Genomic DNA, 15,256 nt, shown 5'->3' on the forward strand with positions numbered 1-15,256 from the left:
GGTTAAAGCAAAAAAATCCCCGGCAAAAATTACCGGGGACATGAGTTATATATGTTGTTTGATTTCTAGATATTTGGGAACGAAACACCAATCATCAGTGGGTATGCTTCAGGGCCTCTGCCATCTTTAAACAACGAAGTCATGCTGTAGTTGGCAAAAATACAGAAGTCGCCAAAACCAATACGTCCGGTAAGTTCGTATTTCCACTGGTTAACGTTGTAACCACTTTTCGATTTTTCTTTGCCACCCTTGTAATACTTGTATTTGGTGTGCGAGCCCAGGTAAAGACTGCCAATAACACCTCCGGCCAGGTACATGCGCGAACTGCCCATACGAAGCGGGGTTTTCACCTCAAGAATTAAGGGAGCAGTGATATAATTTACGTGTAATTTCGATTTTTTTATTCCGCGGCCCTCGTCGTCGTTAGGCAGGTATACAGGGACTGTCATTCCACCACCATCCAGTTTTTCAATGGTTACCGGATCGTTAAACGTATAGTCGTTAAAACTCAGCCCAAGACCGGTTACCACACCAAACGTTTTGCGTTCGTTTTTAAATGCGAACTCGGCAAAGTTCAGATTCCAGGATAAGGATTTGCCCGGATTCAGGTCGAGAAAATCGCCGAAATCGTCATACTGGCCATCGTAGATCGAATAATCTGTGCCGGTCATGATGTTTACACCAACTTCAAGGCCTGCCCAGTGTGGGTTAAATCTTCCTGACCACTTCTGACGATTTACATCTTTTTCAACTCTAACGTAGGTTCCGTTGTGGCCTTCAATAACTTTAAAGGTACGTCGGCCAATACGAACATGAGTAGTGTCGCCCCAGTCGTCGGTAATTACTTCAACGCCGTCGCCAACGGCTACCTGTACCTTGTCGTCGTCTTCAATTACTGTTACAACGTTCTTTTTTAATACTTTAACCTCGGTGGTGTCGTTTTGTGCGAATACATTTGTGCTTAATACGCAACACAAAATTAAGATCAATAATTGTTTCATTATTTCTACGTTTAAATGTTTCTGATGCTGTGACGGACGTGTGGTTTTAAAAGTTACAGGGAAATTTAAATAAATATTTGGCAAACTGATCTGAGAAAAATTTTAGAATGTTTGATGGGAGTCAATTTCAAATTTACACCACTAATAACACCAAGCCACAAAGGTTTTCATAAAGTAGCAAGAATCTTAGTGTACTTTGTGCCTTCGTGGTTTTTCTTTAAAAATTATTCACCAGCATCATTTCTTCCCGGAATAGAAAAGGCCAATAAGCGTGATTCGTAGGTGTAATTTACCACTTTGCCGTTGTTGTTGGTTTCGTAATCAAAGCGGTCGTCGGAAATGTTTGCAATTAAATCGAGACCGGCCTGGGATATCTTACGCAAATTGATTTTTTCTTTTACACGATCAGCCAGCAACATCTCATCGTCGTAGGTTTCTGCCGGGTAGATAATGTACATCGTTGCCAGTGTTGCACTGGTTTGTTCAACCTCTATTGTAGCGTTGATGGATTTCAATTCCTCCGGAATAATAAGAGTTTCGCGCATGGCTAGTAACTCATCTGGTGCAGAAGTGACGCTGTTGTCTTCAATAATGTCTTCAACGATTGGCTTCTTCGGAGTGATTTGTTCTACCGGAGCCGGAGCTTCCACAGCGGTATTTCTGGCAACTTCAGTGTTTATATCATTATCCGGGATTATTACCGGAGTTTCTTCGATTGTTTGTTGAGGTGCTTTTTCCACTTCGGCAATTTGTTGCGATGTGATTTCTTCAACCGTATTGTTATGGTTTACCAGGTTGAAGATTACGAGGCCAAGAACTAAAACTGCCGCCACACGGCTTGTCCAGAGCAGAATCGTTTTGCCCGGTGCTTTTTTGTACAGCTTTTTCTTATTGGCAAAAACAATGCTTTCATCAGCCGTTAATATGGCTTTTTGAAAAGCTGCAGCCTGTTTTTCCTTTTCTGGATCATTGGTCAGGTAGGTTTCAAACTCCTGTTTTTCATGCTCGTTTAAGTCGCCTTCAAGCAATGCAATAGCAGCATTATCAAATGCTTCGTGATTGTCGTATTTGCTCTTATAAAGTTCTGTTTTATTGTTGAACGTTACTTTCTCGGGCTCCAGCGAAATCGGTTCGTAAAGTTCCAGTTCTTGTTTCAGGTCGGGATTCGCTTTCAGAAACGCAATAAAGCTATCGATCATCCCTTCATCGAGGTTGCCCTCGAGGTAATCGATAAAATAAGCTTCGTAATTTGTTCTGTTAATCTCCTTCATGTTCTGCCCCTCTTTCTATGCCACAGCCTCGATGCTGCCAATATATTTCTTCAGAAACAACCTTGCCCGGTAAATGTATACTTTCACCTGCGATTCGCTTAAATTCGTCAGCTCGCCAATTTCCTGGTAGTTGTATCCCTCATAATCGCGCAACAAAACTACCATTCGTTGAATCTCCGGTAGTTTGTTAACGGCCTCTTTCAGTATTTCGCTTAAGTCGGAATAGTTGCTTTCGTGTCCTTCTTCCGGCAAGCTCATATCCTCGGCAAATGCCGAACGTTTTTCCTTGCGTATGCGGTCGATCATCGTGTGGTAGGCCGTTGTAAAAAGGTACGATTTTACTTTCGTGCCATCCACATTCTCGCGGTTCTTCCACAATTTCTCGTAGCTGTCCTGCACAATATCCTGCGCGGCATGCACATCTTTTATACTTTTCAGTACAAAGCGGTACAGACGATCTGAGTAATTGTCAACTGCAAGGTTATATTCGGTAATTGTCATTTGTTTCTGAACCTCGTTCGTAAAATACGACGGACAAGTTACGGGATAGTTACAGTAGAAATAAAAAAAGCTCCGAATTTTTTTTGAATGGAATAAGGATAATAAGGTTTGGGTAGGTGGCTGGACGGATTTCTACTAAGGTTTAGGTTGAAGAATAAGGTTTTTCGATCATATATATGGGGAATATTTTTTAATATTTCAATTTGATCGGGATGCCTAAAAACCTTATTTTTAAAAGAATAAACCTTAGTAGCACTGTAAATTTTTCGAAATGAAATAAGGATAATAAGGTTTGGTTAGGTGGCCGGACGGATTTCTACTAAGGTGAGGTTGAAGCATAAGGTTATCTTTTGAAACTTTAAAACTAACAGATGTTACGAACTTTTGAATTTGATTGGAATCTATAAAAACCTTATTTTTAGAGGATAAACCTTAGTAGCACTAAATTTTAAAAGAACTATAACCTTATTAACCTTATCAAACATGAAAATTGAGTATAACAACCTCTACACACATTTTATCCTGACCACTTACAAACGAGTGGCAATTATCTCTGAAAAAAATAGAGAACGGATTGAAAAGTATATTACAGGAATTGTGTCGCATCAACATTCAAAATTATATGCCATTTATGCCAATCCTGAACATGTTCATTTTTTGGTTTCGCGTTCGCCGCATATTTCGGAAGAAGAGTTACTCGAAATTGTTTCCAGTAGTACGGAAAGGTTTATCAATTCGAATAAACTTGTAGCCGGAAAATTTGCATGGCAGCAATCAGCTTCGGCATTTTCAGTTTCAAAATCGGATGTAGACCGGGTTTGCAAATACATTTTGAATCAACCGGAGCACCACAAGAAAACTACGTTTGAGGAAGAGTATCAGAAGTTTATTGAGCATTATCAGACTGGGATTAATAATCAGTAAGATTTTATTTCAATTATAAAATAAGGTTAATAAGGTTCGGGTGCGTGGCTGGAAGGATTTCTACTAAGGTTGAGGTTGAAGAATAAGGTTATTTATTGCTTCTGAAAAGCCTTTGAGAATTTCATAAGCCATTTCAAATTGTTTCGCATTCGAAAACCTTATTTTTAAAATATAAACCTTAGTAGTATAAAGTGTAAAATAGAAATCAAACCTTATTAACCTTATCGGTTTATAAAACAAAAAACCGCTCCTTCAAAAAAGGAACGGTTCTGATATACTTTGTTAATAGATCTTACTCAATTATCTCTACCCAACCATGTGTGTCGGGCTCGTCGCCGTATTGAATAGCGCGTAGTTTATTGTATAATTTTGTCGACCATTCGCCGGCTTCTTCCTGGTTGCCGTACTTAAACCACTTGTCGTTGTCGTTGTCGTAAATACCTTTAATTGGCGAAATTACGGCAGCAGTTCCACAGGCTCCCACTTCGTCAAACTCGGCCAGTTCTTCGTACGGAACTTTGCGGCGCTCAACATTCAATCCCATTTCTTCGGCCAAAACGATAAGGCTTTTGTTGGTAATCGATGGAAGGATGGAAGCCGATTCCGGCGTAATGTAAGTATTGTTTTTTATGCCAAAGAAGTTAGCTGGTCCGCACTCGTCGATGTATTTTTTCTCTTTACTGTCGAGATAAAGCACAGCCGAAAAACCATTCTGTTTGGCTTTTTTGCCTTCGTACATACTGGCAGCATAGTTTCCGCCAACTTTATATTTTCCCGTTCCTTGCGGAGCAGCACGGTCGAATTCGCGGTAAATTACCAGGTTGGTAGGTTTAAATCCTTCAGGGAAATACGGTCCAACAGGCATTACAAATACCATAAACAGGTACTCTTCGGCCGGAGCAACACCAATTTGTGGTCCGGTACCAATTAACAACGGACGAATGTACAGCGCAGCACCCGATTCGTAAGGCGGAACAAAACGTTCGTTCATTTTTACAGCCATTCGAACGGCTTCCTGAAATTTCTCAACCGGAAGTTTCTGCATCAGAATACCATCGGCAGAATTTTGCATACGTTTGGCATTTTCATCCATGCGAAAAACCCTGACCTTGCCATCTTTTCCTTTAAAGGCTTTTAGTCCTTCAAAAGCTTCCTGCCCATAGTGCAATGCCGTTGCCGACATATGAATATTAATGACGTTTGATGAGCTGATTTCAAGTTCTCCCCACTTGCCGTTGCGATAGTAGCAACGAACATTATAGTCGGTATCGCGGTATCCAAACCCAAGGTTTTTCCAATCGAGATTTTCCATTGTTTACGTTTTAAGTCTGCTTGTAATGTATTCTATATGCAACTTTTGTTGCATTAGCAAAGTAAGCGATTTTTCTTTAATGAAAGCAGGAAATTAGTCATGAAACCCGTTTGTAGTAAATGTTTTATAACGTACAGGTAATTTCTGATATTTTTAAATGAATAAGATTTTGCTGTTTTTTCTTAAAATTTTATCCGGATGGCCGGATTTTGATTTCAAAATAACAAAAGTGCAGTTTTACAGGCTTATTTCAATTTCTCATTGTTTTTATGTCGCTCCCCGTCACGTTTGTTTTTCTTCTCCATGTTTTTCTGAAATGCCTCATTCAGATCAACTCCGGTTTGATTGGCCAGGCAAATCAATACCCAAAGAACATCGGCCATTTCATCTGCCAGGTTATATTCTTCATCCGACTTCTTAAACGACTGATCGCCGTATTTCCGGGCCATAATGCGCGCCAATTCTCCCACTTCTTCGGTAAGAATTGTCATATTCGTCAGTTCGCTAAAGTAGCGCACGCCAATGGTTTTTATCCATTCGTCAACCCGTTTTTGAGCTTCGGATATTGTAAGTTCGTTTTTCATTTTGCTTGTTTAACTGATGAAACAGGTTAAAAATCTTTCTGTTTCGAATCGATGATAATGGTTACCGGACCGTCGTTAATCAGCGCCACATCCATCATGGCTCCGAATTTTCCGGTTCCTACTTTTTTGCCGAGAGCCGTTTCCATGGCGACTACAAATTTTTCATACATCGGAATGGAAATATCAGGTTTGGCAGCGCGAATATAAGATGGTCGGTTACCCTTTTTTGTGTTGGCCTGCAGTGTAAACTGGCTCACCACAATAATTTCGCCGTCAACATCCATAACCGAGCGGTTCATCACGCCGTTTTCATCGTCGAAAACCCGCAACTGTGTCGACTTTTTTACCAGGTAATCAATGTCTTCCTGTGTGTCTTCGTTTTCAATGCCTACCAAAATCAACAGTCCATTTTTTATGGCCGATATTTTTTCGCCTTCAACCGTTACCGAGGCTTCTTTTACTTTTTGAATGACAACACGCATTTGCTTTTCAATTTTTCGAGGACTAATTTATAAAAACAATAAAGCTTTCTCAACTTTTATTCATTAGTTTTGTTTGGGTTTTTGACGGAAAAATTAAACAGAATCAATGAGGAAAGTCGGATTAATTTTGCTTTTATTTGGATTGCCAATATGCATACTTGCACAAAACGCAGCAGTTACCGGAAAAGTGGTAGATGCAGTGAGTAACGAGCCCTTACCTTTTGTAAATGTGCTGGTTTCGGGAACTTCAAACGGAACAGTAACAGACGAGACAGGCCATTTCGAGTTTAGAAACCTGACCCCGGGTTTTATTCGTATCGAAGCCAGTTTTGTTGGGTATAAAAAGGCCATTTCGTCAGAGGTGGAGGTAAATAATTCGAGCGCTCCTTTTGTTGAAATTCTGTTGGAAAAATCAGTATCAGAGCTGGATGAGGTTACGGTTACAGCTTCGCCATTTAGAAAAACAATTGAAAGCCCTGTTTCTTTGCGAAGTATTGGTATTGGCGAAATTGAGAAAAGCCCCGGTGCCAACCGCGATATTTCTAAGATCATTCAGTCGTTTCCGGGGGTGCAGTCAACACCGGCTTTCCGAAACGATATTATCATCCGCGGCGGAGGCCCGTCGGAAAGTCGTTTTTACCTCGATGGTGTTGAGGTGCCGTTTATCAACCACTTTGCCACGCAGGGAGCTTCCGGAGGCCCGGTTGGTATTTTAAATGCCGATTTTATTCGCGAGGTAAATTATTACTCCGGCGCTTTCCCGGCCAACCGTGGAAATGCCTTAAGTGGTGTGATGGAATTTTACCAGATCGATGGGAACGAGGAGAAACTAAATTTTCATGGAACGCTTGGCGCATCGGAAATTGCAGCAACTTTGGATGGCCCCATTGGAGAAAAGACAAACTTTGTTGTTTCTATACGTCAGTCGTATCTGCAGTTTTTGTTTAGCGCGCTGGAATTACCGTTTTTACCCACATTTACGGATATGCAGTTTAAGGTACGCACCCGTTTCGATAAAAAGAATGAGTTGACCCTGATTGGTTTGGGAGCCAACGATTTGTTTGAGTTAAATGAAGATATTGAAGATCCCGACGACGAGCAAAAGTATATTCTTAGTGAGATTCCGGTGAACAAACAATGGTCGTATACGGTGGGTGCCGTATACAAACATTACCGCGATAACAGCTACCAGACTTTTGTGGCAAGTCGCAGTCATTTAGACAATAACGCCTATAAATACCTTGATAATGATGAGAGTTCGGAAGAGAATAAAATTCTGGATTACGATTCGCAGGAGGCCGAAAATAAGTTTCGTTTCGAGAACACTTCGCGTATGGAGGGTTTTAAACTGAATTTTGGTGCCAACCTCGATTTTGTGAGTTACAAAAACAGTTCGCAATTCCGCCGTTTTTACGAGGGCCAGCCGGTTGATGTGAGTTACAACACCAATCTTAACCTCGTGAAATATGGATTATTTGCACAGCTCAGCAAGTCGGTTTTTAGCGAGCGTTTGGCACTTTCGCTGGGCGTGCGCGCTGATGCGAATAATTACTCGTCGAGCATGAAGAACTTGTTGGATCAGTTCTCGCCACGTTTTTCGGCATCGTATTCCTTAAGCGATCAGTGGAGCCTGAATTTTAATACCGGACGTTATTACCAATTGCCGGCCTATACAACGCTGGGTTATAAGGAGAATGATGTTTTGGTGAATAAGGCCAATAACCTGAAATACATTGCAGTAGATCACCTAATTGGCGGGTTGGAGTATCGTCCAAGACCTACCTTACAGTTGTCTGGCGAGGCATTCTGGAAAGGTTATTCACAATATCCGTTTTCGGTGAACGACCAGGTAAGTCTGGCGAATCTGGGGGCTGATTATGGTGTGGTTGGCGACGAAGAAGTAACCTCAACTTCGGAAGGAAGAGCTTACGGAGCCGAGTTTCAGGCGCGTATTAATTCAACCGACGGATTTAATTTTAACTTGTCGTATACCTTGGTACGTAGTGAGTTTAATGACGGAGAAGGCGCTTACATCCCTTCAAGTTGGGATGCGAAACACCTAATTACACTCACTACCACAAAAGACCTGAAACGTAACTGGCGCGTAGGTGCACGCTGGCGTTTTGTGGGTGGTTTGCCTTACACGCCGTGGGATATAGAAAAATCGTCGATGGTGGAAGCCTGGAACCTGCAAGGCGGACCGTATTACGATTATACGCAGCTTAATGCCAAACGCTTTGACCCTTTTCATCAGCTCGATATTCGCGTAGATAAATCCTACTATTTCGAAAAACTCACCGCTAAATTTTATATCGACATTCAAAACCTTTATAATTTCCAGGCGCAGGAAAACGATATTGTTGTTCGTGCCGAGGATGCCAACGGGAATTTTCTAACAACCGACAATGGAACGCGTTATGTGCTGAATGAAATTGAAAGCAAGTCGGGAACGGTTTTACCAACCATCGGAATTATTATTGAATTTTAATTCTGTGAGACGCTAATTTCAGAAACAAAGTGCCCTTAAATTATAAAGTCGAGCTTATCCCGATGCCAAGCCGTCGGGAACTAATGGGTTTAAACTTGCCTATCGAGAATCTGATAACCAGTTCCCTGAGGCAAGTTGATAAACATCATACCCTAAGGATACCTGCATATTCTGCGGTGGTACAGTTCATTCTCACAAGCTGTTGATTCTAGTAAAATAAATCAATACGACTAGGTATAAAACAGTGTTTGGTGAATCCTTATGAATGGGAGTTCATAACAATACAATATGGTTCTTTAAAATCCGTACCAAAAATTTTTATGTGAGTACCGGAAGTAAACAGAATAGAACAGAAAGAAGTAGATGTATTTTATTGCATCCTTAAAAAGAGTTCTTAATTTTATGAAATAATACTGAATCAATATAAACTAAATAGATCATGATGAATCGAAAACTTCGTATGGGAATGGTTGGTGGAGGCACCGACGCGTTTATTGGAGCAATACACCGGTTGGCAGCTTTTATGGACAACCAAATTGAGCTTGTTTGCGGTTGTTTTAGTGTAAACCCTGAAATATCAAAACAATCGGGAAAATTATACTATTTACCAGAAAACAGAGTCTATGAAACCTATCAGGAAATGTTTGAAAAGGAAGCCAAACTTCCGGAAGGCGAACGAATGGATTTTGTTTCGATAGTAACGCCCAATTTTGTGCATTTTGCACCGGCCATGATGGCACTTGAACATGGTTTTAATGTGGTGCTGGATAAACCGATAACTTTTACCTTGGATGAGGCATATCAACTAAAAGAACAAATCAACAAAACAGGTTTAACTTTTGCCTTAACGCATACTTATTCGGGCTACCCGGCTGTAAAACAGGCAAAACATATGGTTGCCGAAGGACGATTGGGAAAAATCAGAAAAGTATATGTTGAATATCCGCAGGGATGGCTTTCATCGAAAGTGGAAGATGCAGGAAATGCCCAGGCAAGTTGGCGTACCGACCCAAAAAAATCGGGGAAAGCCGGTTGTATGGGCGATATTGGAACACATGCACATCAGCTGGCCGAATATATTACAGGATTAAAAGTTACAGAGCTTTGTGCTGAAATTAATGTTTTTGTTCCTAATCGTTTATTGGATGATGATGGTGCCGCTTTGTTGCATTTCGATAACGGAGCCAAAGGTGTTCTTATGGCCAGTCAGGTTGCTGCCGGCGAAGAAAACGCAGTTAAAATTAGGGTTTACGGCGAAAAAGGTGGGCTGGAATGGAACCAGCACGAACCCAATACTTTAATTTTAAAATGGATCGACCAACCGGTACAGATCTTACGGACCGGAACCAGTTTGGATGCTCCGGCAGCCTTGCATAATACACGAACTCCGGGTGGACACCCTGAAGGTTACCTGGAAGCTTTTGCCAATATCTACCGCAATTTTGCACTTACCGTTCGTGCAAAAGCCAACGGCGAAGAACCTACACCTGAAATGCTGGATTTCCCGGGCGTTGAAGACGGTATTCGCGGCATGCAGTTTATCGATACCGTTGTTAGTGCCGGCTACAACGACGAGGTGAAATGGGTAAAATTTGGCGATATAATTTGAAATGAATGAGCAGGTGATTACAAGTCACCTGCTCATTAAAAATATATGAACTTAAAACTACAACAATAATGGCAAGACCAGTAACACTTTTTACCGGACAATGGGCCGATTTGCCTATTGAAACCATGTGTCAGAAAGCAAAACAATTTGGCTACGATGGTTTGGAACTATGTACCTGGGGCGATCACATGGAAATTGCAAAAGCCGACCAGGCATACTGCGATAACAGAAAAGAATTACTCAATAAATATGATTTACAGCTATTTACTATTTCCACGCACCTTGATGGACAATGTGTTTGCGATCCTATCGATAGGCGGCACAAAAGTATTGCCAGCCCACATGTTTGGGGCGATGGCGATCCGGAAGGTGTACGTCAGCGGGCAGCCGAAGAAATGGTAAAAACGGCCGAAGTTGCTAAACGCCTGGGAGTGGATACCGTGGCTGGATTTACCGGAAGCCCGATTTGGCACCTTCTTTATTCGTTTCCACCGGTATCGCCCGAAATGATTGAAGAAGGTTATGCCGATTTTGCACGGCGCTGGAAACCGATTCTCGATGAATACCAAAGCCTTGGGGTAAAATTTGCGTTAGAAGCACATCCTACCGAAATAGCTTTTGATATTCACACTGCACACCTGGCACTAAAGGCATTGGATTATCATCCGGCATTCGGATTTAACTACGATCCCAGCCATTTTGGCTATCAGCATGTGGATTATGTGCGTTTTATCTACGAGTTTGCCGATCGTATTTTCCATGTTCATATGAAAGATGTTTACTGGAGCGATGTACCTACCGGAGTTGGTGTTTTTGGTGGTCATATGGAATTTGGCGACAACCGACGTTACTGGAATTTCCGCAGTTTGGGACGGGGTAAAATTCAGTTCGAGAACATCGTACGGGCGCTGAATGATATCGGTTATAACGGACCGCTCTCCGTAGAGTGGGAAGACAGCGGAATGAACCGTGAAGCAGGGGCGGCAGAAGCCTGTGAGTTTGTTAAAAAGATTGATTTTGCACCATCAGACGTCGCGTTTGATGATGCCATGCAGAAAGAATAAAAAGAATAATAAGAAGACTATTCAGGCCGGAAGCAAATCGTTTCCGGCTTTCTTTTTTTCGTACTTTCACGAAAATCAAATACTAAAAGAATGACCGAATCAAAATATCACAAAACATTTGAGAAAGATGTGTTTGCCGCCAAAAACGGGATAAAACTGGTGGAAGCTAAACCCGGCTATGCAAAATCCAGGATGAAAATTAAACCGGATCATTATAATTCAATAGGAATTGTGCATGGTGGTGCTTTGTTCACATTGGCTGATTTTACTTTTGCCGTAGCCTCCAATTCGCATGGCAGGGTGGCACTGGCTATCGATGCTGAGATTTCGTTTTTTAAAGCCACATCATCAGGTACTTTAACTGCCGAGGCAAAGGAGATTTCGCTAAATGGTAAACTCGGAACATACCTGGTGGAGATTACCAACGAAGCAAACGAGCATATTGCTCATTTTAAAGGAACTGTTTACCGAAAAAAGGACGAAATAGCGTTTGGATAAATGTTTTGTTTTAGATATTGTGTTGTAAAATAGGTTAATAAGTGATAGTGAAAGGGCAAAAAAACGGCATTAAAAATGGATAACTTAAAATTATTCTACAAATTTGGGGTCGGTTACGCGATGGAAGGTCTTCCTGAACGAATTACAAATGAATTAAGATTTATTTTCTAATACCAACTAAAAATAAAATGACTAATAGAAGAGACTTTATCAAAACATCGGCAATGGCAACAGCTGGCGTAGGGATTGCGTCAGGAATGCCTTTAGCGATGGAATCGTGCTCGGGAGCAAACGATAAACTGGTTTGTGCTTTGATTGGGGCAAAAGGAATGGGATTTAGTGATTTGCAAGCCTTTTTAAAGCAAAAAAATACCGAGTGTGGCGCCATTTGCGATGTTGATGAAAACGTTTTGAATCAGCGTATTGCCGACGTTGAAAAAATTCAGGGAACAAAACCAAAAGGATTTAAGGATTTCAGAAAATTACTGGAAGAACCCGGCATTGATGTGATCATTATTGGTACGCCCGACCATTGGCACTGTTTGCCGTTTGTTTATGCGGCGCAGGAAGGAAAACACATTTACTGTGAAAAACCGCTTGCAAACTACATCGAAGAAATCAACATCATGGAACGTGCGTGGAAACGTTACGGAACAATTGCCCAGGTAGGGCAGTGGCAGCGTAGCGATAAGCACTGGAAAGAAGCCGTTGATTTTGTATATACCGGCGCGCTGGGTAAAATTCGTACCGTACGTTGCTGGTCGTACCAGGGATGGATGAAATCGATTCCGGTAATGCCCGACGGACCTGTTCCTGAAGGTGTTGATTACGATATGTGGTTAGGACCGGCAAAAGCACGTCCGTTTAACCCGAACCGTTTTCACTTTAATTTCCGCTGGTTCTGGGATTATGCCGGTGGATTAATGACCGACTGGGGAGTACACATTATCGACTACGGTTTATTTGGAATGAAAGCCAAAGCACCTAAATCGGTTATGGCAATGGGTGGCAAATTCGCTTATCCTGAGGATGCTTGCGAAACTCCTGACAGCATGCAGGCTTTATACGAATTCGACGACTATACTTTACTTTGGGATCATGGTCTGGGAATCGATGGTGGTTACTATGGCCGCAGCCACGGTGTAGGTTTTGTTGGTAACAACGGAACTTTGGTGGTTGACCGTAACGGATGGGAAGTTATTCCGGAAGGTGGAAGAAACCCCAAAATGGATCGCGTGGAATTGAAAAAAGGCGATGGACAGGGGTTGAACAACCACATGGCTAACTTTATCGATTGTATCAAAGATGGCGATCAGAATACAAACTGTAACGTTGGTATTGCTGCCAATACCGCTCGTGTGGCTCACCTGGGTAACCTGGCCTTAAAAACCGGTCAGCGCCTGTACTGGGATGCCGATAACAGCAAATTTATTGGTAACGATGCGGCTAACGAACTATTGGTGCCAACTTACCGCGCACCATGGGAGTTGCCTAAAGTATAAAAAGACAAAAACCAGATATTTTGAAAAAGCAGGCTCATTTCGGGTCTGCTTTTTTGTTTCAAATAGTCTCTCCGTTCATTTTAAACTATTACACAGAGTTACACGGAGAATCCACAAAGGTTCACAGAGATAATTTTATTGTCTTTGTGTTTCTCTGTGTCTCCTTTTAGAAGCTCTGTGGAATAGCTTCTAAAAGTTTAATTTATAATTCTTTTTATCCCGTTTTTAAGAATTGAAACATTAAAATTCAAAAGCAATCCAAGACGATAATGGCCTAATTTTAAATAAGTGAGTACCTGTGCTGTGTGAACATCATTGAGTTCTTCAACTGTTTTTAACTCAATAACGACTTTATTTTCCACCAGCAGGTCAATTCTGTAGCCATGATTTAGCTTTACTTCCTTATAAACAATCGGCATAGGTACTTCTTTTTTTACGTTTAGTCCTTTTTGCTGTAATTCGTAGAATAAACATTCCTGATATGCAGACTCAAGTAGTCCCGGGCCTAATTGTTTATGCACATCTATTGCACAACCGATAATTGTTTTGGAGATTTCATTTTCTATCATGTTATATAATTTAAGTTTATTGAGAGTCTGGTTTATGCTTGGATTACACTATTCAATTTACAAATTTTTTAAATTAATACCCAACTATCCCACAGTGTTACACTTAGAGTGCGCAGTTTCACAGAGTAATTATTTCATCTTTGTGGTTCTCCGTGTTTTCTTTGAGAAGCTTTGTGGAATAACATATCTTCATTTGTAAAATAGCTTGCTCTATCCGTATATTTGAAAGAAAGTAGAAAAGCATGACACCGAGAAAACAGACTGAGTTGATAAATAAGATTCCTAAAGCCGAATTGCATGTACATATTGAAGGCACTTTTGAGCCGGAACTGATGTTTACCATTGCCGAAAGGAATGATATTCGGTTAAAATATAAATCAGTTGATGAGCTGCATGCGGCCTATCAATTCAATAACCTCCAGGAATTTTTGGATCTTTATTATGCAGGTGCGTATGTTTTGCTTTACGAGCGGGATTTCTACGACCTTACTAAGGCCTACTTGAAAAAGTGCTACGAAGATAAGGTGGTACATACCGAAATCTTTTTCGATCCGCAAACACACACACAGCGCGGCGTTCCGTTTGAAAATGTAATTAACGGCATTTTACAGGCCTGTATCGATGCCCGTAATGAATGGGGCATAACTTACCGCCTTATTCCAAATTTTTTGCGTCACCTGAGTGAGGAGGATGCCATCAAGACGTTTAAAGAGTCGTTGCAGTTTGGCGAATTATTCACCGCTTATGGTCTCGATTCAAGCGAAAAAGGTCATCCACCGGCCAAGTTTGAAAAGGTGTTCGAAATGGTACGTGCCGAAGGATTCTTAACAGTTGCACATGCCGGCGAAGAAGGTCCGGCACAAAACGTTTGGGATGCAATAAATATGCTAAAGGTAGCGCGTATCGACCATGGAGTACGTTCGATCGATGATCCCGAATTACTGAATGAACTGGCGCGTATTAAAATGCCGTTAACCGTTTGTCCGCTGTCGAACCTAAAGCTGAAAGTGGTGAATGATATGGTTGATCACCCTTTAAAAAAGCTGCTGGATCATAACATTGTTGCTACTGTTAATTCTGACGATCCGGCCTATTTTGGTGGTTATATGAATGCTAATTTCCATGCTGTAAACGAGGCGCTTGACTTAACAAAAGAGGATATCGTAAAACTTGCAGCCAATTCGTTTACAGCCAGTTTCCTTGCAGATGAGGAGAAACAAAAGTGGCTGGATGAGATTGCTAAGTTTCTTGCTTAAAAACGGATGATTCGTTTGATGTTTTTTAGATGTTGCCAGTTGAATTGTATTGTTTGATTATTTAAGTAGCTTATGTCTTCAAGCCAGACGGGCTCTTTCTTTTGCAGTCGATCAAAAGAAAGCAAGAATCTTGTCAAAAATAACCTCTTCGTTTTTTCAATGTGACTAATTAGCCCGACTGACGGATTTTTGACG

14 protein-coding genes are annotated in these 15,256 nt (G+C 41.3%); 7 read left to right on the top strand and 7 right to left on the bottom strand.

Annotated features, from left to right (window positions below; all coding sequences use genetic code 11):
• Positions 1 to 65: 65 nt before the first annotated feature.
• The 3 genes from LH29_RS01270 to LH29_RS01280 all read right to left on the bottom strand — a co-directional run bounded on the left by LH29_RS01270 (position 66) and on the right by LH29_RS01280 (position 2,773).
• On the bottom strand, positions 66 to 1,001 hold the full coding sequence (locus tag LH29_RS01270) for an outer membrane beta-barrel protein (RefSeq protein ID WP_157493524.1): 936 nt from the start codon (positions 999 to 1,001) through the stop codon (positions 66 to 68).
• Between the two features lie 224 nt (positions 1,002 to 1,225).
• Positions 1,226 to 2,272, bottom strand: a complete 1,047-nt coding sequence (locus tag LH29_RS01275; protein WP_045025759.1) for a hypothetical protein — start codon at positions 2,270 to 2,272, stop codon at positions 1,226 to 1,228.
• A 15-nt stretch (positions 2,273 to 2,287) separates the two neighbouring features.
• Positions 2,288 to 2,773 carry an RNA polymerase sigma factor gene (locus tag LH29_RS01280; RefSeq protein WP_045025760.1) on the bottom strand — a complete coding sequence of 162 codons (486 nt, stop codon included), beginning with the start codon at positions 2,771 to 2,773 and terminating at the stop codon, positions 2,288 to 2,290.
• 483 nt (positions 2,774 to 3,256) lie between these two features.
• Between LH29_RS01280 and LH29_RS01285 the strand changes: the two genes are divergently transcribed.
• Positions 3,257 to 3,697, top strand: coding sequence for a transposase (locus tag LH29_RS01285; protein WP_045025761.1), 441 nt, complete (start codon positions 3,257 to 3,259; stop codon positions 3,695 to 3,697).
• Between the two features lie 292 nt (positions 3,698 to 3,989).
• On the opposite strand, the gene LH29_RS01290 is transcribed toward LH29_RS01285, so the two are convergent.
• From LH29_RS01290 to dtd, 3 genes are all read right to left on the bottom strand, one after another.
• Positions 3,990 to 5,009, bottom strand: coding sequence for a branched-chain amino acid aminotransferase (locus LH29_RS01290; protein ID WP_045025762.1), 1,020 nt, complete (start codon positions 5,007 to 5,009; stop codon positions 3,990 to 3,992).
• Positions 5,010 to 5,254: 245 nt separating this feature from the next.
• Entirely contained in the window at positions 5,255 to 5,593 is a 339-nt protein-coding gene (locus tag LH29_RS01295; RefSeq protein WP_045025763.1) for a nucleotide pyrophosphohydrolase, read from the bottom strand.
• 26 nt (positions 5,594 to 5,619) lie between these two features.
• A complete protein-coding gene (gene dtd / locus LH29_RS01300) occupies positions 5,620 to 6,075 on the bottom strand; it encodes a D-aminoacyl-tRNA deacylase (protein ID WP_045025764.1) in 456 nt (151 codons plus the stop codon).
• 106 nt (positions 6,076 to 6,181) lie between these two features.
• Between dtd and LH29_RS01305 the strand changes: the two genes are divergently transcribed.
• The 5 genes from LH29_RS01305 (at position 6,182) to LH29_RS01325 (ending at position 13,236) form a co-directional block, all read left to right on the top strand.
• On the top strand, positions 6,182 to 8,563 hold the full coding sequence (locus LH29_RS01305; RefSeq protein WP_045025765.1) for a TonB-dependent receptor: 2,382 nt from the start codon (positions 6,182 to 6,184) through the stop codon (positions 8,561 to 8,563).
• Between the two features lie 439 nt (positions 8,564 to 9,002).
• The gene (locus tag LH29_RS01310; protein WP_045025766.1) at positions 9,003 to 10,172 is read left to right on the top strand and encodes a Gfo/Idh/MocA family protein; all 1,170 of its coding nucleotides are present in this window, start codon (positions 9,003 to 9,005) and stop codon (positions 10,170 to 10,172) included.
• A 68-nt stretch (positions 10,173 to 10,240) separates the two neighbouring features.
• Complete coding sequence (locus LH29_RS01315; protein ID WP_045025767.1) at positions 10,241 to 11,236, top strand: sugar phosphate isomerase/epimerase family protein; 996 nt, start codon at positions 10,241 to 10,243, stop codon at positions 11,234 to 11,236.
• A gap of 90 nt (positions 11,237 to 11,326) precedes the next feature.
• On the top strand, positions 11,327 to 11,734 hold the full coding sequence (locus LH29_RS01320) for a PaaI family thioesterase (RefSeq protein WP_045025768.1): 408 nt from the start codon (positions 11,327 to 11,329) through the stop codon (positions 11,732 to 11,734).
• Between the two features lie 188 nt (positions 11,735 to 11,922).
• Positions 11,923 to 13,236, top strand: coding sequence for a Gfo/Idh/MocA family oxidoreductase (locus tag LH29_RS01325; RefSeq protein ID WP_045025769.1), 1,314 nt, complete (start codon positions 11,923 to 11,925; stop codon positions 13,234 to 13,236).
• A gap of 197 nt (positions 13,237 to 13,433) precedes the next feature.
• Here LH29_RS01325 and LH29_RS01330 read toward each other — a convergent pair whose 3' ends face one another.
• Entirely contained in the window at positions 13,434 to 13,805 is a 372-nt protein-coding gene (locus tag LH29_RS01330; RefSeq protein WP_045025770.1) for a GxxExxY protein, read from the bottom strand.
• A gap of 242 nt (positions 13,806 to 14,047) precedes the next feature.
• Between LH29_RS01330 and LH29_RS01335 the strand changes: the two genes are divergently transcribed.
• Positions 14,048 to 15,061: an adenosine deaminase gene (locus LH29_RS01335; RefSeq protein WP_045025771.1), complete on the top strand. Its 1,014-nt coding sequence runs from the start codon at positions 14,048 to 14,050 to the stop codon at positions 15,059 to 15,061.
• The last annotated feature ends 195 nt before the right edge of the window (positions 15,062 to 15,256 follow it).

It is taken from the genome of Draconibacterium sediminis, assembly GCF_000949475.1.
GTDB classification, from domain to species: Bacteria; Bacteroidota; Bacteroidia; order Bacteroidales; family Prolixibacteraceae; genus Draconibacterium; species Draconibacterium sediminis.

Excerpts from the sequence above, each read along its gene's own strand:
- LH29_RS01330 (WP_045025770.1), bottom strand. The coding sequence starts at position 13,805 with ATGATAGAAAATGAAATCTCCAAAACAATTATCGGTTGTGCAATAGAT.
- LH29_RS01285 (WP_045025761.1), top strand. The coding sequence starts at position 3,257 with ATGAAAATTGAGTATAACAACCTCTACACACATTTTATCCTGACCACT.
- dtd (WP_045025764.1), bottom strand. The coding sequence starts at position 6,075 with ATGCGTGTTGTCATTCAAAAAGTAAAAGAAGCCTCGGTAACGGTTGAA.
- LH29_RS01310 (WP_045025766.1), top strand. The coding sequence starts at position 9,003 with ATGATGAATCGAAAACTTCGTATGGGAATGGTTGGTGGAGGCACCGAC.
- LH29_RS01305 (WP_045025765.1), top strand. The coding sequence starts at position 6,182 with ATGAGGAAAGTCGGATTAATTTTGCTTTTATTTGGATTGCCAATATGC.
- LH29_RS01275 (WP_045025759.1), bottom strand. The coding sequence starts at position 2,272 with ATGAAGGAGATTAACAGAACAAATTACGAAGCTTATTTTATCGATTAC.
- LH29_RS01270 (WP_157493524.1), bottom strand. The coding sequence starts at position 1,001 with ATGAAACAATTATTGATCTTAATTTTGTGTTGCGTATTAAGCACAAAT.
- LH29_RS01335 (WP_045025771.1), top strand. The coding sequence starts at position 14,048 with ATGACACCGAGAAAACAGACTGAGTTGATAAATAAGATTCCTAAAGCC.
- LH29_RS01320 (WP_045025768.1), top strand. The coding sequence starts at position 11,327 with ATGACCGAATCAAAATATCACAAAACATTTGAGAAAGATGTGTTTGCC.
- LH29_RS01315 (WP_045025767.1), top strand. The coding sequence starts at position 10,241 with ATGGCAAGACCAGTAACACTTTTTACCGGACAATGGGCCGATTTGCCT.
- LH29_RS01325 (WP_045025769.1), top strand. The coding sequence starts at position 11,923 with ATGACTAATAGAAGAGACTTTATCAAAACATCGGCAATGGCAACAGCT.
- LH29_RS01295 (WP_045025763.1), bottom strand. The coding sequence starts at position 5,593 with ATGAAAAACGAACTTACAATATCCGAAGCTCAAAAACGGGTTGACGAA.
- LH29_RS01290 (WP_045025762.1), bottom strand. The coding sequence starts at position 5,009 with ATGGAAAATCTCGATTGGAAAAACCTTGGGTTTGGATACCGCGATACC.
- LH29_RS01280 (WP_045025760.1), bottom strand. The coding sequence starts at position 2,773 with ATGACAATTACCGAATATAACCTTGCAGTTGACAATTACTCAGATCGT.